This is a genomic window from Blautia luti (assembly GCF_033096465.1).
Classification (GTDB): Bacteria; Bacillota; Clostridia; order Lachnospirales; family Lachnospiraceae; genus Blautia_A; species Blautia_A luti.
In genome coordinates, this window is the sequence record NZ_AP028156.1 from 1,197,523 (window position 1) to 1,215,684 (window position 18,162).

General features: G+C 39.4%; 16 protein-coding genes and 1 pseudogene. 11 read left to right on the forward strand and 6 right to left on the reverse strand.

Annotated elements, in window-relative coordinates; translation table 11 throughout:
* On the reverse strand, positions 1-579 hold the full coding sequence (locus R8695_RS05500; RefSeq protein WP_154779756.1) for a TetR/AcrR family transcriptional regulator: 579 nt from the start codon (positions 577-579) through the stop codon (positions 1-3).
* A gap of 243 nt (positions 580-822) precedes the next feature.
* Here R8695_RS05500 and R8695_RS05505 point away from each other — a divergent pair, with 243 nt between their 5' ends.
* Both R8695_RS05505 and R8695_RS05510 read left to right on the forward strand, forming a co-directional pair.
* On the forward strand, positions 823-1,311 hold the full coding sequence (locus R8695_RS05505) for a pyridoxamine 5'-phosphate oxidase family protein (protein ID WP_154779757.1): 489 nt from the start codon (positions 823-825) through the stop codon (positions 1,309-1,311).
* 33 nt (positions 1,312-1,344) lie between these two features.
* Positions 1,345-1,821 (forward strand): GNAT family N-acetyltransferase, encoded by a 477-nt coding sequence (locus R8695_RS05510; protein WP_154779758.1) that lies wholly within the window; start codon positions 1,345-1,347, stop codon positions 1,819-1,821.
* 108 nt (positions 1,822-1,929) lie between these two features.
* Here the strand turns inward: R8695_RS05510 and R8695_RS05515 are convergent, their stop codons facing one another.
* Positions 1,930-2,514, reverse strand: a complete 585-nt coding sequence (locus R8695_RS05515; RefSeq protein ID WP_154779759.1) for a cytidylate kinase-like family protein — start codon at positions 2,512-2,514, stop codon at positions 1,930-1,932.
* Between the two features lie 449 nt (positions 2,515-2,963).
* Positions 2,964-3,413, reverse strand: a complete 450-nt coding sequence (locus tag R8695_RS05520) for an Rrf2 family transcriptional regulator (protein ID WP_119235046.1) — start codon at positions 3,411-3,413, stop codon at positions 2,964-2,966.
* 322 nt (positions 3,414-3,735) lie between these two features.
* Here R8695_RS05520 and R8695_RS05525 point away from each other — a divergent pair, with 322 nt between their 5' ends.
* Entirely contained in the window at positions 3,736-4,362 is a 627-nt protein-coding gene (locus R8695_RS05525; RefSeq protein WP_154779760.1) for a DUF3786 domain-containing protein, read from the forward strand.
* Here the strand turns inward: R8695_RS05525 and R8695_RS05530 are convergent.
* Positions 4,284-4,931, reverse strand: coding sequence for a TetR/AcrR family transcriptional regulator (locus tag R8695_RS05530; RefSeq protein WP_154779761.1), 648 nt, complete (start codon positions 4,929-4,931; stop codon positions 4,284-4,286). The genes R8695_RS05525 and R8695_RS05530 overlap by 79 nt on opposite strands.
* 168 nt (positions 4,932-5,099) lie before the next feature.
* On the opposite strand from R8695_RS05530, the gene R8695_RS05535 reads away from it, so the two are divergent.
* The 7 genes and pseudogenes from R8695_RS05535 to R8695_RS05565 all read left to right on the forward strand — a co-directional run bounded on the left by R8695_RS05535 (position 5,100) and on the right by R8695_RS05565 (position 11,710).
* Complete coding sequence (locus tag R8695_RS05535) at positions 5,100-5,870, forward strand: ATP-binding protein (protein ID WP_118508672.1); 771 nt, start codon at positions 5,100-5,102, stop codon at positions 5,868-5,870.
* Positions 5,871-5,984: 114 nt separating this feature from the next.
* Positions 5,985-6,437 (forward strand): annotated as a pseudogene (locus R8695_RS05540) (AAA family ATPase); the annotation flags it as partial.
* Between the two features lie 306 nt (positions 6,438-6,743).
* Positions 6,744-6,965: a hypothetical protein gene (locus R8695_RS05545; protein WP_118508673.1), complete on the forward strand. Its 222-nt coding sequence runs from the start codon at positions 6,744-6,746 to the stop codon at positions 6,963-6,965.
* 28 nt (positions 6,966-6,993) lie between these two features.
* Positions 6,994-7,509, forward strand: a complete 516-nt coding sequence (locus R8695_RS05550; RefSeq protein WP_167515445.1) for a CarD family transcriptional regulator — start codon at positions 6,994-6,996, stop codon at positions 7,507-7,509.
* A 222-nt stretch (positions 7,510-7,731) separates the two neighbouring features.
* A complete protein-coding gene (locus R8695_RS05555; protein WP_118508675.1) occupies positions 7,732-9,099 on the forward strand; it encodes an MATE family efflux transporter in 1,368 nt (455 codons plus the stop codon).
* Between the two features lie 12 nt (positions 9,100-9,111).
* A complete protein-coding gene (locus R8695_RS05560) occupies positions 9,112-9,699 on the forward strand; it encodes a cytidylate kinase-like family protein (protein ID WP_154779763.1) in 588 nt (195 codons plus the stop codon).
* Between the two features lie 310 nt (positions 9,700-10,009).
* A complete protein-coding gene (locus R8695_RS05565; RefSeq protein WP_154779764.1) occupies positions 10,010-11,710 on the forward strand; it encodes a glycogen synthase in 1,701 nt (566 codons plus the stop codon).
* Positions 11,711-12,040: 330 nt separating this feature from the next.
* Here the strand turns inward: R8695_RS05565 and R8695_RS05570 are convergent, their stop codons facing one another.
* Together R8695_RS05570 and R8695_RS05575 are read right to left on the reverse strand one after the other, a co-directional pair.
* Positions 12,041-13,753: an ammonium transporter gene (locus R8695_RS05570; protein ID WP_154779765.1), complete on the reverse strand. Its 1,713-nt coding sequence runs from the start codon at positions 13,751-13,753 to the stop codon at positions 12,041-12,043.
* Between the two features lie 298 nt (positions 13,754-14,051).
* Positions 14,052-16,151 carry a glutamine synthetase III family protein gene (locus tag R8695_RS05575; RefSeq protein WP_118508683.1) on the reverse strand — a complete coding sequence of 700 codons (2,100 nt, stop codon included), beginning with the start codon at positions 16,149-16,151 and terminating at the stop codon, positions 14,052-14,054.
* A 395-nt stretch (positions 16,152-16,546) separates the two neighbouring features.
* Here R8695_RS05575 and purF point away from each other — a divergent pair, with 395 nt between their 5' ends.
* Positions 16,547-17,962 (forward strand): amidophosphoribosyltransferase, encoded by a 1,416-nt coding sequence (purF, locus tag R8695_RS05580; RefSeq protein WP_118508684.1) that lies wholly within the window; start codon positions 16,547-16,549, stop codon positions 17,960-17,962.
* Positions 17,963-18,162: the final 200 nt, after the last annotated feature.

Sequence of the window (18,162 nt, forward strand, 5' to 3'; positions counted from 1 at the left end):
CTAGGATAAAAGCGGAAGCATACCGGATAAAAAAATCTCAGACAGAATATCAGCGATCACTTCCGGTGCCAGATTAAAATTATCCCGGCTCCATTTGTGGAGAACGCCGATAGTACTGCCGATGGCGCAGGTGATCACATAGGAAACTTCTTCCTTTGTATGCTTGGCAGGTCTGGAATTAGATGTAGTTTCTGTAACATAATGATGGAGCATAGTTAGCATTTTTTCAAACAGATCATTTCCATGAGGTGTGCTCAAAAGACCGGACAGAAAAGGATTTTCCATAGTGTACCGGCACAGGGTCAGAAAATAGGAACTGCAGATATCCCGGTCATTTTTTGGCTGGAAATTTTCCATCATGGAAAAAACATCATGAATGGTTTTATCCTCAACTGCAGAGATCAGTGAAGGGATGTCCTGATAGTGATTATAAAAAGTACTTCTGGCAATACCAGCTGTTTTAGTGATGTCGGATACAGTAATCCTGTCAGGCTTCTTTTCTTTTACTAATTTGAAAAAAGCACCTAAAATGGCTTCGTCAGCCACAGAATATCTTTCATCGGGAATTATATTTTGCATAGCCGTCTCCTCCCGGGAGTCTGTAAGTAATACGTAAAGTATACCACAAATCTGACCATAAAAAAATATATTTTCATTCTCAGTCAATTCTTTTACTTTCTGCATAATCCCATATCCACAATTATTGCATGGCAATGTATTTGTCAAGCTGGAAGGTATGTGCTATGATTAAATTGACTATGGAATAATGTGTTATCCGGAGAAAAAAATGAAAATATCAGAGGTACGATGGGAGGATTTTTTATGCGCAGAAGAGACAGAGAAGTAACAGATTTTAATGAGATCATACATATACTTGATTCTGGTAAGGTCTTGCACCTTGGGCTGGTGGATCAGGGAAAGCCATACATAGTTCCTATGAACTACGGTTATGTTATGGAAAATGATAAACTTGTATTTTATGTGCACGGTGCTTTGGAAGGCCGTAAGCTTGACATTATCAGAAACAATTCAGACTGCTGTGTTCAGATTGAGTGTGATGTTCAACCATTTTCAGGTAAAGTAGCCTGCCAATATGGGTGTAGTTATTATTCTTTTGATGGATTTGGAACTGCGGAGATTGTGGAATCACCGCAAGAAAAAATTAAGGCCATGAGTGCCTTAATGAAAATACAAACAGGTAAGGATTTTGAGTTTAATGAGCGGCTGGTTTCAATTGTCAGTGTCATCCGGATTGAGTGTGATTATTATACTGCAAAGTACAGACCATTACCGGCAAAGCCAGTAGTATAAATTGGGAATAATTTGTTACTTGGAGGACAAAAAATGACTATTAGAAAAGCAGAAGAAAAAGACATTCTAAGAATAATTGAATTGTTGGGACAGGTATTGCAGATCCATGCAGATATAAGACCTGATATTTTTATTCCCGGTACCACAAAATATACTGTAAGCCAATTGACAGAGCTATTAGAAAAAGAAGAAAAACCCATATATGTAGCAGTGAACGAGGAAGATGTTTGTGTAGGATATGCATTTTGCCAATTACAGGAACAGCCTTTTTCAACTAATATGGTACCGTTTAAGACTCTTTTTATAGATGATCTATGTGTTGATCAGCAGGCACGAGGACAGCATATCGGCGAGAGTTTGTTTGAATATGTAAAAAATGAAGCAAAGCGAATGGGCTGTTATGAAGTGACACTGAACGTATGGGCAGGAAATACTTCAGCGGAAAAATTCTATGAAAAGATGGGTATGAAAACAAAAGAAAGACAGATGGAATATATTTTGGAAAATTGATAGAGTTGCATTGTATATTTGAGAAGTCCATCTTATTAAAACAATGTAAATCAGGCACAAGTTTTGTTTCGGAAACTTGTGCCTGATTTTTACAGTGTTATTTGGAAATTACAGGTGCTTTTGTCCGATATTTTTAGCATTGATATAATTTATGATCATGTTTGCTGCATCGGAAATATCAAGTTTGCCTGTATCAATAGACAGCTGATACTGGCTGGCGTCTTCCCATTCTTTGCCTGTGCAGAATTTGTGGAAAGATGCTCTTTTCTCATCCACTTCCTTTATCAGTTTTGCAGCTTTTTTCTCATTAATACCGTCCCGTTCCATTACACGTTTGATACGGCAGTCTTTATCTGCGTGAAGAAAAACAGTAGTTGCCTCAGGATCATTTGCATAGATCGCTCCTGAACAGCGTCCGATGATTACGGCAGATTTTTGCTGCGTAAGTTCACGTATAAGTTCAAAAGATTTTTCCATCGGATTGCTTTCTCCGTAGCTTACAGCAATGCTGTAGAGCAGGCTGTTTACTGCCTTTTCCTGGAAAAATTCTTTGTTTTCGTCAAGCTTTCCAAGTTTTTTGGCCTCTTCTTCCAGCTTCTTTCTGTCATAGAGTTCCAGTCCAAGTCTGGAAGCCAGTTCTTTTCCTATTTCATGTCCGCCGCTTCCGCACTGTCTTGCTATTGTAATAATCATATCCCATGCCTCCTGTGCAATGATGTCGCATTTTATTTACTGTCAAAGTACTTTTTCGGTTACTGTTCACTGGTAAAATCCCGCGAGGTGTTTTTTGTGAGCGAAGGTCACAGAAAACCCGAGACATACCGCGCGAATTTATGCGATTAGCATAAATTCTGTGCATCGCGAAGCGTGTTGCTGGGAACGGAGTGAACAGTGACCTTTTTCGGAATTATTATACTCAAAAAAAATTGAAATGTATATGCCAAAATCTACTATAAATTGCCTTCACGAATCCTGATATTCTGGTACTTATGGCAAATTGGTCTGACAAATATCTGCTTAATATAAACATTCGACAAATACCTCATATTGAGATATGATGAGAATTGTGGGAGCTGCTTTGCAGCGGAGCAATTCGTAGATATCAAGTGCTTTTACAATATCTGAAAAAGAATATTCTCCTGTCATATAATGTTTTGTAAATCATTTTGCATGGATGTTCGCTGATAATAGGTATTTATGATATCCTGTAAAGTAATCGTATTCATTTTTTCTTCAGCAGTTTTTTGGATTTCATTATAGAATCCCTGCAAAGACAACTGAATATTAATGCCAACGCCGCAATCAGGGTTGGTATGAGTATCTAAATGAAGCAGCGGCTTCTCACCTTCAACTGCTTTATAAATATCCAGCAATGTAATCTGGTCTGCTGGTTTTGAAAGAGAAGGACGGGCATGTCCGGCTACACTGGTCATAAGTCCGGCTTTTTTTAGTTTTAACATAAGCTGGCGTACAAAGCCGGGATTTGTATGGACACTTTCTGCAATTGAGGCGCTGGAGAGAGATTTTTCCTGGTTGATAGCAATCAGAACCATCACATGAACAGTATCACTTAATTTCGTTGAATATTTCATGATAAGAAACTCCTTGTAGTATGATATAATGATTTTGCTTTCACATTTTTGAGACAAAAATATTTCTGGATTGTTAAAAACATCTCAAGTTCTCAACAGTTCTTTCCAATATGTTGAGAAACTGTGCATATTTATTATTTTGATTATTGTAAATAATATAATTACAACTATAATGAAATTTAAAGGAAAAGTCAACACGGGAATGAAACTTACGGAGGATTGTATAATATGCTGATTGTAGACAAATTTATGAAACCACCAAAATCCTTGCATAAACATTGATTATTACATGATGCGATAAAATATTCACAAAGGAGAGCTTATGGAATACAAAAATCAAACAGAAAACCGTGCATTTCAGGAAATGTTGCAGGCAGCAGTAAAACGGCTGCAAAATCGTTCCGGAGAGGATCTTGCTGCAAAAAGTGGAGCTGTTTTTCATAGCAGCCGAAATGTGCTTGAAGTACTGAGTTTTTATGAAACGATTGAAATTCAACTCCCTGAGTTTCGTATTAACTCAAATATGGATGAATGGCATTATCTGATATTGCTGCATTATCTGGATATGGCCGATGGAACAGAAGGCTCACAGAAGCTCATTACTTTTGGTAACCTGAAAGATGGATTGATTCGAGGAACCAAGTTTGACCGGACTGCAGAGCAGAAACTGGAAAAGCTTTTGCAGGATAAAGATCCTGAGAAAATTCAGAAAGCATGTAAAAACCTGGGTGCAGAATTCACAGAGACAAAGGCGGATCTGTGTGCTGTTTTTCCAGTTCTGCCAAGATATCCGGTAACTTTAAAGATATGGTTTGCAGATGAAGAATTTCCTGCATCTGGCAAAATATTTCTTCAGGATCATGCCGATCATTATCTGAGTGTAGAAGATGCGGTAACAGTTGGAGAAATTTTGCTGCAAAAATTATCGGAAGCCTTTTCTTCTCTCTGATCATGAATCAGAAAACTTTCCAGCCCGGATTTGATAAATTTGTCGATTACTGTCTGAATCTGTTTCCAGTCATTACAGTGATTGCGGAGCATCAGTCTGTTGATGGAAAGGCAGCCATTCATTTGAAAATAAAAAACCGATTCTGCCTGTTCAAAGGTCAGGAGGCTGTGTGACATAAGCCAGGTCACATAGCCTTCTTTTGTATTTTCTGCTATTTTTTCCAGAAGAATAGGGGCAATTGCATCATCCAGAAACAGTGCCCTGTATTGTGATTCCATCTGTATTTTCTGACAGAACGGATAGGAACAGCTTTTTTGATTTAGACAGAATAAATGATCTACAGTTGTTAACATATCCTGAGTCATATCATTAAAAATATCTGATAATACATCATAGATATCGTAGTAATGAAGATAAAAAGTGCCACGGTTGATTTCAGCATTTTTGCAGACCTCTGTAACTGTAATTTTCGTAAAACTTTTCTGCTTTAACAATTCTAAGAACGTATCTTTTATGGTTTGTCTGGTATAGCGGGTACGGCGATCTTGTTTTCTCGTTTTTTCTGACATGATATACTCCTGTATTAGTTAGTATCATATGATTTCTCAACAATTTTTCTGATGTGTTGAGTAACCATACAAATCTCACAGACTGATTATTGTAATTTATATAGTAACAACTATAATGAGGTTTAAAGAAAAAGTCAACAGATTGTTCAGAATTTTAGGAGGAAAAACATGGGACATGTAATTGCAGTATCAGGAAAAGGTGGCGTAGGAAAAACAACTCTTTGTGGACTGTTGATCCAGTATTTATGTGAAAGCGGAAAACGTCCGGTCCTGGCGGTGGATGCAGATGCAAATGCAAATTTGAACGAAGTGCTCGGTGTTGAGCCGGAGGTCACACTTGGGGAGCTGAGAGAAGAAATTGAGCGGGCAGGCATAGACCCACGATATCAGATTCCCTCCGGTATGACAAAACAGGCATATCTGGAAATGCGTCTTTCTGATGCGATTGCAGAAGAAGACGATTATGATTTGATGGTAATGGGACGAACCCAGGGACAGGGCTGCTATTGTTTTGTAAATGGCCTTGTGCAGACCCAGGTTCAGAAACTGCAAAGTCATTATCCATATATTGTGGTTGATAACGAAGCAGGTATGGAACATATCAGCAGAGGAATCCTGCCAATGATGGAAGTTGCCATTCTTGTAAGTGACTGTTCCAGAAGAGGTGTTCAGGCAGCCGGACGTATTGCAAAGCTGATGAAGGAGTTAAACTTTAAACCACAGAAAACTGGATTAATCGTGAATCGTGTTCCGGATGGAAAACTGGATGCCGGAACTCTGGAAGAAATCCGAAATCAGGGACTGGAACTGTTAGGGGTTGTACCACATGATGACCAGGTATATCAGTATGACTGTAATGGAAAGCCGATCATACAGCTTCCGAAAGATTCTCCTGTAAGAAGTGCACTGGGAGAAATTATAAAGAAGTTAGGATTGTGAGTTGGGGGATTGAAAGTTTGAAGATTGAGTAAACAGAAATATTATCTGATTTGATATAACTAATTGCAAAGAAAGGAAAATCTTCATGAGAAATCATTGGACAGAAATAGAAAAATATTTAGAAGACCGGAATACGACATTTCTTTTCATGTAAATACAGACAGTGCCGATCTGATTGGAACGGATACCTTTATAAATAATGAGGTTCGCCTTCGGAAAGGCCCCATCTACCAATGCGCGGAATTTGGAGGATTTGGAATCCTGGACGAAATCAATATGGCAAAAAATGATGCGGTTTCTGTACTGCATGCCACACTGGATCATCGGCGCAGAATCGATATTCCAGGATATAACAGGATTTTACTTCATCCGGCAACACGATTTATCGGCACGATGAATTATGGTTACGCAGGCACCAGAGAGTTAAATGAAGCATTGGTTTCAAGGTTTATGGTAATTGATATGCCTGAAATGGATGAGGATAGTGTCCTTTTTGTATTAAGACAACATTTTCCAGATGGGGAAAAAAGTGCACTGAAAGCTTTTGCAGGACTATTTGTAATTCTTGTCAAATTGCAAGGAAATCGCAAGACTTTGGTCATGTGAATTTCCTTGCTTTTCAGTTATAATTATAGATAACAGAAACCTATAGCAGAGCAAAGATATGCAGGGTGTAGATCGGAAGTTAAAATTACTATAGGTAAATACATAGTAATAATGCCCAAAAACAGAAGATACATTTTTAGTAAAAAACGCTTTTGAAATCAAAGTAAAATGGCTTTATAATAAAAATAAGGGCGAGTAGCGTAATGAGTCGGAAAACAACAGTTATGCTGCTTGTTTTTATAAAATGAATTTCAGGAGGAACTGCATATGCATGAGTATGAAATTTTTATTGAGGATATAAATCCGTGTGGAGGAGAACAGTACAGTAAAAAAACTTTGATCGAGGCAGAAGCAGCCAGCCCGGAAGCTTATGTAAAAGAAAATGGAAGATTTCCGATTCTGGAATCCATACGCAACGAGAGTGGAGATGTTGTAATAGTAACAGGAGACAATCAGGGTTCTTTTGTACGTTATACTTTTACGGAATAAGAATGCCGGTCAGCAAGGAGTGGATTTTGTGAAATATGAAATTGGAGACTTTGTCAGCAAACCAGTTATAGGTATCTGTAAAATAGAAAATATTTTATATTTGAATCCGCAGGATGAAAAAAACGATAAGTTATATTATCTGATGAAACCAGTAGAAGATGAAAAGGACAAAATATATGTTCCTGTTTCAAGCTCAGATTCAAGACTGAGATTATGTCTGACAAAAGAAGAAGCCTGGAATCTGATCAAACGAATTCCGGATATCCCGACAGCATGGACAAACAATGAAAAAATGAGGGAACAAAATTATAAAGAAGCAGTAAGAGCAAATAACCCTGAGGCATTAGTTGCCATTATAAAAATGATTTATCAGCGGAAGCAGAAAAGACTTGCACAAGGGAAAAAATGTACTGCTACAGATGCAAGGTATTTCCAGATAGCAGAAAATCTGTTATATATGGAACTGGGAGTTGCACTTGAAAAGCCAAAGCAGGAAATCTGTAAAACGATTATTGATTACATCAATCAAAATAAAATAGATTGATGTGCATTATAAAAAATATTTTGTTTGACTTTAAAAAAAATAGGAAATATAATGATAACGAACGAGTAGCAGATGAGCGTAAATCCAGTTTCATGCTACTCGTTTTTCTTTTGTTAAAATAGAATATTTGCCATGAAAAAGTGTGTAGCCTGTCAGCGTAAGTCCAGCTTATGTGACAGGGTGCGCACTTTTTTGCGCAGAAAAGAGAGGAGTTAAAGTAAAATGGCAGAAAGTAACAAGATGAAGGATATGCCGGTGAATAAGCTGATGATCCAGATGGGAATCCCTATGATCTTATCCATGGCATTGCAGGCGGTCTATAACATTGTAGACAGTGCGTTTGTAGGAAATATGAGAGCGGGCAGTGAAGCTGCATTAAATGCCCTCACTCTGGTATTTCCGGTTCAGATGCTTATGGTAGCGGTAGGAATCGGAACAGGTGTAGGAACCAATGCACTTCTTGCAAGGACACTTGGACAGGGAAACAGGGAAAAGGCTGCAAAGGTAGCAGGAAACAGTCTGTTCCTGGGTGTAATCATTTATGTGGTCTGCTTACTGTTTGGTATCTTTGGGGTGAAAGCATATATTTCATCACAGACAGTTGATGCAGAAGTACTTGAAATGGGAGTCAGCTATCTGCGGATATGCTGTGTGATTTCTTTTGGTATTATTTTCTTTTCTTTATTTGAAAAGCTATTACAGGCAACAGGTCGTTCTCTTTATTCTACAATCGGACAGGTGGTTGGGGCTGTTGTAAATATTATTCTCGATCCGATCATGATCTATGGTATTGGACCTTGTCCTGAAATGGGAGTGAAAGGTGCAGCTTACGCAACTGTAATTGGTCAGGTTGCTTCTGCTGTATTGCTGCTTATTTTTCATATGAAACTGAACAGGGAATTCGGGCATGGACCGAAATACATGAAACCGAATGCTGGTGTTATAAAAGAAATCTATGCAATCGGACTTCCGGCAATTATTGCGCAGGCTCTGATGTCTATTATGGTTTATGTGATGAATCTGATCCTGAAGTTCAATCCATCAGCACAGACAGCCTATGGATTGTTCTATAAAGTCCAGCAGTTTGTTCTCTTCCTTGCTTTTGGTCTGCGAGATGCGATCACTCCGATCATTGCATTTGCTTATGGAATGAGAAGTAAAAAGAGAATTCAGGATGGTATCAAATATGGACTTATTTATACCATTGCATTAATGATTCTGGGAATTGCAATTACGGAGATTTTCCCCGGAGCGTTTGCAATGCTGTTTAATGCAGGACAGTCAAGAGAATATTTTATTGCCGCGATGAGAGTGATTTCAGTGAGTTTCTTGTTTGCCGGAATTAATGTTGCTTATCAGGGAATTTACCAGGCATTGGATGGCGGCCTGGAATCACTGGTGATTTCACTTTTGAGACAGCTGATTATTATCCTGCCACTGGCGGGAATCTTTTCTCTGTTTGTCAGAAATGGTCAGATGGGAGTTTCGTTGATCTGGTGGGCATTTCCAATTACTGAAATAATTTCATGTTTTGTGGGATATGTATTTTTAAAGAAAATCAGAAAAAATAGGGTTGATGTTTTAAACTAGGAGGAATCAGAGATGGCAAAAAGAATTATTACGATCAGCAGGGAATTTGGAAGCGGTGGACGTTTTATCGGAGAAGAAGTGGCAAAGAAACTCGGAATTGCCTATTATGATAAAAATATCATTGGTCAGATTGCAGAAAAGTCCGGCTTATCACCGGAATATATTCAGGAAAATGCGGAATTATCTCCGAAAAAAGGTTTGTTCGCATATGCATTTTCCGGTCGTGATATCACAGGAAAATCTGTGGAGGACATGGTGTATGAGGTACAGAGAAATATTATTTTAGAATTGGCGGAGAAGGAGCCTTGTGTGATCATTGGAAGAAATGCAGACTATATCCTGAAAGACCGGGATGATGTGCTGAATGTATTTATTCATGGGGATATGCCGGAAAAAATAAAGCGTATCACTGGTTTACACAATGTAGAAGAGAAGGAAGCTGTGAAAATGATGGCAGACACAGATAAAAGGCGAAGAACAAATTATAACTTTTACACAGATCAGAACTGGGGAAAAGCCAGCAATTACACACTGTGCCTGAACAGCTCACAGCTTGGATATGACAGATGTGAGATGATAATTATGGAATGCGTGAAATAAAAACAGATTATGTTTTTTATTCAAATTGACTGAGTGGAAGATCCCTTTTTCTATGTAGTGTATCTGTAAAATAAAAGAGGCAGATATAATAAAAAGGAATAAACCAGCTTGTATCATTCAGGTAAGAGTTAAGTGATGGAAGCATTTCAGATAATAATAGTTACTTTGCGCATTTTGTGTTATAATTGAGATTAACAGGAAATGATAAATATCTGCAAAATGAATGTTTATCAGGAACTTACCGGAGGACATTTTAGTTAAGACGTAATAGATTTCGGACTTTGTAAAATGCAAAAGGGAGATCAATGATATGAGAAAAAAAACAGTTCAAAAAAGCAGTACCAAAGGCAATGCAAAAAGTAACACAAAGAGCAATGCAAAAAACAGCGTAAAAAGCAATGTAAGAAACAGTGTAAAAAACAGCCCTCAAAAAGCTGTTAAGACTGTTGCTCCAACAGTAGAGAATGTTTCTGTTAAGCAAGCCGTAATTATTCAGGAGCCATCTGTTGAACAGAATGAACAGAACATTCCAACGAGACAGCCTGATCTGGGACCGCGAAGAAGTGTAGCCTTCATTGGATCAGAATGTTATCCATTTGTTAAGACAGGCGGATTGGGAGATGTAATGTCTGCCCTGCCAAAGAGTCTGGCAAAATTAAACATTGATGTTAAGGTCATTATTCCAAGATACAAATGTATTCCTCAGAAATTTCAGGAAAAGATGGAATACAGGGGTTCCTTTGATATGAATCTCTGCTCTGATGGAAAGCAGTATTATGTGGGAATTATGGAATATCAGGAGGATGGGGTTGTCTATGATTTTATAGATAATGATGAGTTCTTCTCCTGGGGAAATCCATATACGAATCTCATAGATGACATTCCGAAATTCTGTTATTTTGCCAAAGCTGCCCTTGCTGCCCTTAATTATCTGAACTGGACTCCTGATGTAGTACATTGTCATGACTGGCAGGCAGCTTTAGTACCACTTTATCTGAGAACTTGTTTTCAGGATACAGATGTAGGACGTGCAATTTCAGTACTCACAATACATAATCTGAAGTTCCAGGGTATTTATGACAGAAAAAAGATTCAATACTGGTCAGGACTTCCTGATTATGTATTTAATAAGGACTGCATGATCCAGAACTGGCTGGATGCCAATATGTTAAAGGGTGGCATCGCTTACAGCAATAAAGTTACAACTGTAAGTAACACCTATGCCTGGGAGATTCAGACAGAGGAATATGGAGAGGGACTTGCAGAGCATTTAAGATATCACAACAATAAGATTCTGGGAATTGTGAATGGTATTGATACGGATATCTGGAATCCTGCAACTGATAAGCTGTTAGCAGCTGATTACGATGAGAAGTCAGCAATAAAGAATAAAAAGATTAATAAAAAAGCTCTCCAGGAATCTCTGGGGCTGGATGTAGATGAGCATAAGATGGTAATCGGACTTATTTCACGTCTCACCAACCAGAAAGGTCTTGATCTTGTAAATGACGTAATCCCGGGAATTATGGATGAACATACGCAGGTGGTTGTTCTTGGTACTGGTGATTCTCAGTATGAGAATACATTCCGTTATTATGAAAACAAATATAAAGGCAATTTCTGTGCATATATTGCTTACAATGAAAATGTGGCTCACAATATTTATGCAGGATGTGATGCGCTTCTGGTTCCATCAAGATTTGAACCATGTGGACTTACACAGCTTATAGCCATGAGATATGGTGCAGTTCCGATTGTAAGAGAGACCGGAGGACTCAAAGATACGGTTCAGCCTTATAATATGTTTGAAAATACAGGAAACGGTTTTACATTTGACAGATATGAAAGCGGGCTGCTTTATGACGCGATCAACAGAGCAAAGACGCTCTATTTCGAGAACAGGAAATCCTGGGATGATATGGTGATCCGCGATATGAATAAAGATGTCTCCTGGGAAAAGAGTGCAAAACAGTACAAAGATATGTATGTAGGTTTAACGCCAAGAAATTAGAGTAGAGAATTTAGATTCTTTTTAAAAGCGTATATCACATAGCATCAGCATATAATAAAGTTATAATTGTATTTTTGGAATGGATTCTGTAGAATGGAACCAGAAAAGCTGTATGAGAGGGAATAGAGGAATTTTTGAATATATTGTTTTTGAATTACAATCCGATAAAAGGTTGTAACAATACTTAGAGTAATGTATGCTGGACGGGATATAGATAATCAGTTAAATCTCCACACAAAGCAATAAAGGTTGATTCAGTTAAAAATAAAAGACATCAGCATAAATTCGCTGATGTCTTTTATAAATAGTAGTTTATTGTTTATAAATAATTTACTTTGTGTCCTGCAGTGCAAGATAACCTTCTTCGCCTGTACGGATTTTAACAACATTTTCAATATCATATACAAATACTTTACCGTCACCGATCTGGCCTGTATGAAGAACTGCTTTGGCAGTTTCAATAACTTTCTGTACAGGTACGAGACTGACAACAATCTCAATCTTGATCTTAGGAAGAAGATTCATTTCCATCTCAACACCACGATAGTAGGATGGAGCCCCTTTCTGTACACCGCATCCGAGAACGTTCGTGATAGTGATACCTGTAACACCAATCTCGTTCATTGCCTGCATAAATTCATCAAGTTTATTCTGACGAGTGATGATAACAACTTTTGTAAGCTTATGAACGCCTTCTTTCGGAAGTTCAGGAACTGATTCAGCAGGAGCAGAAGGTCTGGCTGTGACAACAGGAGCTTTTATGGAAGTTCCCATAGGAGTCGGAACACCAGCCATTGCGAAACCGTCATAAGCACTTGCAAGACCATGTTCTTTGGAGTCAAGACCTGCAATCTCTTCTTCAGCTGAAACACGAAGTCCGATTGTGTGTTTGATTACCTGGAAGATAATTGTCATAGTAACAACAACCCATGCGATTGTAATGATCATACCTGTGAACTGAACGCCGAATCCGTGGAAGCCGCCTCCTGTAAGGAGTCCTTTCCAGTCTGTGCCTGAACCGTCGGAGAAAAGACCAACTGCAAGGGTACCGAATGCACCGTTTAAACCATGAACACCGACAGCACCGACAGGGTCATCAATTTTCAGAACCTTATCAATAAATTCAATACCAAATACTACGATAAAACCGGAAGCAATACCGATGATTGCTGCGGATGTAGGAGAAACTGTGTCGCATCCTGCTGTAATTGCTACAAGTCCTGCAAGAGAACCATTCAGGGACATGGAAACATCCGGTTTTTTGTAACGTACCCATGTGATGATCATAACAGTTACAGTTGCAACAGCTGCTGTAAGGTTAGTAGTAACGAAGATTTTACCTGCACTTACGATTGCATCGCCTTCCATACTTACTGTGGAAGCACCGTTAAATCCGAACCAACAGAACCAGAGGATAAATACACCTAAAGCACCAACTGTAAGGTTGTGTCCCGGGATAGCTTTTGATTTGCCGTCTTTTGAATACTTGCCGATACGAGGTCCAAGGATGATGGCACCGATCAGAGCTGCCACACCACCTACCATATGTACTGCACAGGAACCAGCGAAATCATGGAAGCCCATCTGGCTGATAAATCCGCCGCCCCAGATCCAGTGTCCAGATACCGGATATACAACAAGACTGATCATAAGGCTGTAAATGCAATAGGAAAGGAACTTGGTACGTTCTGCCATTGCACCGGAAACAATTGTTGCGGATGTTGCACAGAATACTGTCTGGAAGATTAAGAATGCCCAGAAAGGAACTCCGTCAGGAAGCATTCCTGAACCATAGTGTGCTTCTGTGGCAATACCACCGATCTTTCCGATAAATCCATTACCTGCACCAAACATCAGACCGAAGCCGACCAGCCAGAAGACCGGAGTTCCGATACAGAAGTCCATCAGGTTTTTCATAATAATGTTACCTGCGTTTTTGGCTCGTGTGAAGCCTGTTTCTACCATTGCGAATCCGGCCTGCATAAAGAAGACCAGCGCGGCGCCGACCAGCACCCATATTGTGTTTACTGCGGAAAATTCCATAATAATATTCCTCCCTCATAAAAATTTCCTCATATTTTATAAAATGCAAAAAGCGCAATGCCTGGAAATGTAGCCAGTTCATCGCGCTTTTGCGAATATAAAATCCATATTTATAGTGTATTGCATAACTGATGTAATAGAAAAGACATTTCGTATGACTGTATGCAATGCAGTTTAAAATCAAAATTATATGTAAAACAGGGGAACATCAAAATATCGTGTGATTAATGGATGAGGAAATCGATAATGAATTATGAAGTAGAGTTCATAAAGATATTCCCCTGTTATTACCTGTTAATTAAACGGAAAACAGAAGCTTGTCATATGTAGGATATGGAAGCAGTGCATCCGGAATCAGAGTTTCTGCTGCATCTACAGACTTTCTGAGTTCATCCATGTCAGAAAGAACAACTGTCTGGTATGCTTTTGCATTAGCCAGAGGATCTTCTGTAGCAAGTGCTTTGGCAGTATCTGCTTTTAAGGTCTCAAGACCTGTGGAAATCTCATCAGCAAGCTGTGACAGCTCTTTGATCAGTTTTCCTTCAGAAGCTGTGCTGACATCTGAAACAACTGATTTTTTAGCAACAGCAGTAGCTGCAACTTTGTCGATATATGCGAATACAGATGGAAGGAAATCCTTCTGTACCATTTCAACCATAGTATTGGACTCAATGTTAAGAATCTTGGAATAGGATTCCAGCCAGATCTCATAACGGGATTCAATTTCTTCTTTTGTGAAGATATGATATTTGGTAAAGAGTTCAATATTCTTGTCTGCGATCCACTGAGGAAGAGCATCCGGTGTAGATTTCAGGTTGAAGAGACCACGTTTTTCAGCTTCTTCGATCCATTCGTCTGTATAACCGTTTCCATTAAAGATAACACGTTTATGATCAATAATTGTCTTCTTGATCAGTTCGTGGATTGCATCCTCCATCTTGTCTTCCGGTACATCCTTTAACCGCTCTGCAAACTGGTGAACACACTCAGCAACAGCAGTGTTTAAGATAATGTTCGGGTTTGCAACAGAAGCTTCGGAACCAAGCATACGGAATTCGAATTTGTTCCCTGTAAATGCGAATGGTGAAGTACGGTTTCTGTCTGTATTGTCTTTTACGAAATGTGGAAGTACTTTTGCACCGATATCCATCTGGACTGCACGGCTTCCTGCAAAATATTCGTCATTTTCGATAGATTTTAATACTTCTGTCAGTTCATCACCGAGGAATACGGATACAACAGCAGGCGGAGCCTCGTTTGCACCGAGACGGTGATCATTTCCTGCACTTGCTACAGAAATGCGAAGTACATCTGCGTATTCATCAACTGCTTTGATAACAGCTGTCAGGAAAATCAGGAACTGTGTATTTTCAGCAGGTGTTTTTCCCGGATCAAGGATATTTACACCGGTATCTGTAATCATAGACCAGTTGTTGTGTTTACCACTTCCGTTGATTCCCTCAAATGGTTTCTCGTGAAGAAGGCATACAAGTCCGTGCTTGTCGGCAACTTTCTTCATTACTTCCATTGTTAACTGGTTGTGGTCAACCGCAACGTTTGTTGTATCGAATACAGGAGCCAGCTCGTGCTGTGCAGGAGCAACTTCGTTATGTTTTGTTTTGGCAGGAATACCAAGTTTCCAGAGCTCTACATCCAGGTCATGCATATAAGCTGCAACACGAGGTTTCAGAGCACCGAAGTAATGATCTTCCATTTCCTGGCCCTTAGGAGCAGGAGCGCCGATCAGTGTACGTCCGCAGAATACAAGGTCTTTTCTCTGTTTGTATAATTCCTTGTCTACCAGGAAGTATTCCTGTTCAGGACCTACAGTTGTATTTACGTGTTTGATATCTTTATTTCCTATTATATGGAGAAGGTTTGTAGCTTCTTTATCAAGTGTCTGCATGGAACGAAGGAGAGGAGTCTTTTTATCAAGAGCTTCTCCGCTGTAGGAGCAGAATGCTGTAGGAATGTAAAGAGTTCCGTCTTTGATGAATGCCGGTGATGTCGGATCCCATGCTGTATATCCTCTTGCCTCGAATGTGGCACGAAGACCGCCTGACGGGAAACTGGAAGCATCCGGCTCACCTTTTACAAGTTCTTTACCTGAGAAATCCATGATCACCTGACCATCTCCTGTAGGAGAAATGAAGCTGTCATGTTTCTCTGCAGTTACGTTTGTCATTGGCTGGAACCAGTGAGTATAATGAGTGGCGCCGTTCTCGGTAGCCCATTCTTTCATTGCAACAGCAACGGAGTTGGCAACATCAAGTTCAAGGTGTGTACCGTTCTCGATTGTTTTCTTTAATGCTTTGTACATGTCTTTTGGCAGTTTACTTCTCATTACTTTGTCGTTGAAGACCAGGCTGCCATACAGTTCAGGGATATTCTGTGCCATATAGGTATTCTCCTTTCGGTTTGTGATTCCTTTTCAGATGATGAATATGTGTAATGTCGCTGCAGAATAGCTTTGTGACTGCCTGCAGGTTTCGTCTCATAGAAAATTCCTCATCGAAAATTTTCTATAAAACGAAAGTTTTTATAAAACGAAAAAAGCGCTTCGGATACGATCTCTGTGGATCTTTCCAAAGCGCCTTTGCTTTATGTGCTGTACTATAAACGAAATAAAAACAGATGTCAAGCTTTTTTTGAAAAAAATTCAGGAAAAATTTTTGAGATATGAAAAAAAAAGGATAGGTTGACAAATTTATTTCTATTATTATAATTTTAAGGGAATGCATATGAATAAGTCATAAAAATAAGGCAAAAAATACGAAAATCGGAGGAAATCAGATGGCTGGAATAAAAGAAGAGTGCGGCGTATTTGGTATTTATGATCTGGATGGCGGCAATGTGGTTCCGTCCATATATTATGGACTGACTTCTTTGCAGCACAGAGGACAGGAATCCTGCGGACTTGCAGTTTCTGATACCAGGGGAGAACGTGGAAATGTACAGTTTCATAAAGATCTTGGACTTGTAAGTGAGGTACTGAGACAGGATGTTGTACGTAAATATCAGGGAGATATCGGTATTGGCCATGTGCGCTATTCTACAACAGGAGCTTCTGTAGCGGAGAATGCACAGCCCCTTGTTTTATCCTATGTAAAGGGAACACTGGCACTTGCACATAACGGAAATCTGGTAAACACACCTGAACTGAAATGGGAACTGATCCAGAATGGTGCGATCTTTCATACCACTACAGATTCAGAAGTAATCGCGTTCCATATAGCCAGAGAACGTGTACATTCGAAAACTGTAGAAGAAGCAGTGTTAAAAACTGCAAAGAAGATCAAAGGTGCCTATGGTCTGGTAGTCATGAGTCCGAGAAAGCTCATCGCAGTTCGTGATCCTTATGGATTAAAACCGCTGTGTCTGGGAAAAAGGGATAATGCCTATGTGATTGCATCAGAGAGCTGCGCGCTGACTTCTGTAGGCGCTGATTTTGTCCGTGATATCAAGCCGGGTGAGATCCTCACGATTACGAAAGATGGACTGAAATCCAATATGGAACTTGCAACTACGAAGAAAGCTCACTGCGTATTTGAATATATTTATTTTGCACGTCTGGACAGTACCATTGATGGTGTGAAAGTTTATGATGCCAGGATTCGGGGCGGTAAATCCCTGGCCAAATCCTATCCGGTAGATGCAGATCTTGTTACCGGGGTTCCGGAGTCCGGTCTTCCTGCAGCGAAAGGGTATTCAGAAGAGTCAGGGATTCCTTTTGCTTTTGCCTTTTATAAAAACAGTTATATAGGAAGAACCTTTATCAAGCCCACGCAGGAAGAACGAGAGTCAAGTGTACATCTGAAACTGAGTGTTTTGGATTCTGTAGTAAAGGGAAAAAGGATCGTGCTGGTAGATGATTCTATTGTGCGAGGCACAACAATTGCGAATCTGATACATATGCTGAAAGAGGCCGGTGCGAAAGAAGTACATGTACGCATCAGCTCACCGCCATTCCTTCATCCGTGTTACTTCGGAACAGATGTGCCGTCCAATGACCAGCTGATCGCAGCGACTCACAGTGAGGAAGAAATCTGTAAGATGATCGGGGCAGATTCTCTGGGATATATGCAGACAGATTATCTGGAGGGCATGGCAGGAGGACTTCCGCTCTGTAAAGCCTGTTTTGATGGCAATTATCCGATGGAGATTCCTGATTATTCAGAGGCAGAGTTTATGGATATCCTGAAATGTTGACACTTTTCATGAAAAAATGATCAGAATGTCCGCAGATATGGAATCAATCTCAGTGAATGGTAAAACCAATTCAAAACAAATATATATAATATATACAAAATACATCAAAGAAATTACATCAAAAGTATACATTTTTACCTGAAAAGAATCCGAAAAAGCGAAAGATAAGATGAAAAAAATCTTGACAAAACGACAAATGT

Coding starts and splice junctions, on each gene's coding strand:
- R8695_RS05545 (WP_118508673.1), top strand. CDS start 6,744: ATGCATGAGTATGAAATTTTTATTGAGGATATAAATCCGTGTGGAGGA.
- purF (WP_118508684.1), top strand. CDS start 16,547: ATGGCTGGAATAAAAGAAGAGTGCGGCGTATTTGGTATTTATGATCTG.
- R8695_RS05500 (WP_154779756.1), bottom strand. CDS start 579: ATGCAAAATATAATTCCCGATGAAAGATATTCTGTGGCTGACGAAGCC.
- R8695_RS05575 (WP_118508683.1), bottom strand. CDS start 16,151: ATGGCACAGAATATCCCTGAACTGTATGGCAGCCTGGTCTTCAACGAC.
- R8695_RS05515 (WP_154779759.1), bottom strand. CDS start 2,514: ATGATTATTACAATAGCAAGACAGTGCGGAAGCGGCGGACATGAAATA.
- R8695_RS05570 (WP_154779765.1), bottom strand. CDS start 13,753: ATGGAATTTTCCGCAGTAAACACAATATGGGTGCTGGTCGGCGCCGCG.
- R8695_RS05565 (WP_154779764.1), top strand. CDS start 10,010: ATGAGAAAAAAAACAGTTCAAAAAAGCAGTACCAAAGGCAATGCAAAA.
- R8695_RS05505 (WP_154779757.1), top strand. CDS start 823: ATGCGCAGAAGAGACAGAGAAGTAACAGATTTTAATGAGATCATACAT.
- R8695_RS05530 (WP_154779761.1), bottom strand. CDS start 4,931: ATGTCAGAAAAAACGAGAAAACAAGATCGCCGTACCCGCTATACCAGA.
- R8695_RS05510 (WP_154779758.1), top strand. CDS start 1,345: ATGACTATTAGAAAAGCAGAAGAAAAAGACATTCTAAGAATAATTGAA.
- R8695_RS05555 (WP_118508675.1), top strand. CDS start 7,732: ATGGCAGAAAGTAACAAGATGAAGGATATGCCGGTGAATAAGCTGATG.
- R8695_RS05520 (WP_119235046.1), bottom strand. CDS start 3,413: ATGAAATATTCAACGAAATTAAGTGATACTGTTCATGTGATGGTTCTG.
- R8695_RS05535 (WP_118508672.1), top strand. CDS start 5,100: ATGGGACATGTAATTGCAGTATCAGGAAAAGGTGGCGTAGGAAAAACA.
- R8695_RS05560 (WP_154779763.1), top strand. CDS start 9,112: ATGGCAAAAAGAATTATTACGATCAGCAGGGAATTTGGAAGCGGTGGA.
- R8695_RS05525 (WP_154779760.1), top strand. CDS start 3,736: ATGGAATACAAAAATCAAACAGAAAACCGTGCATTTCAGGAAATGTTG.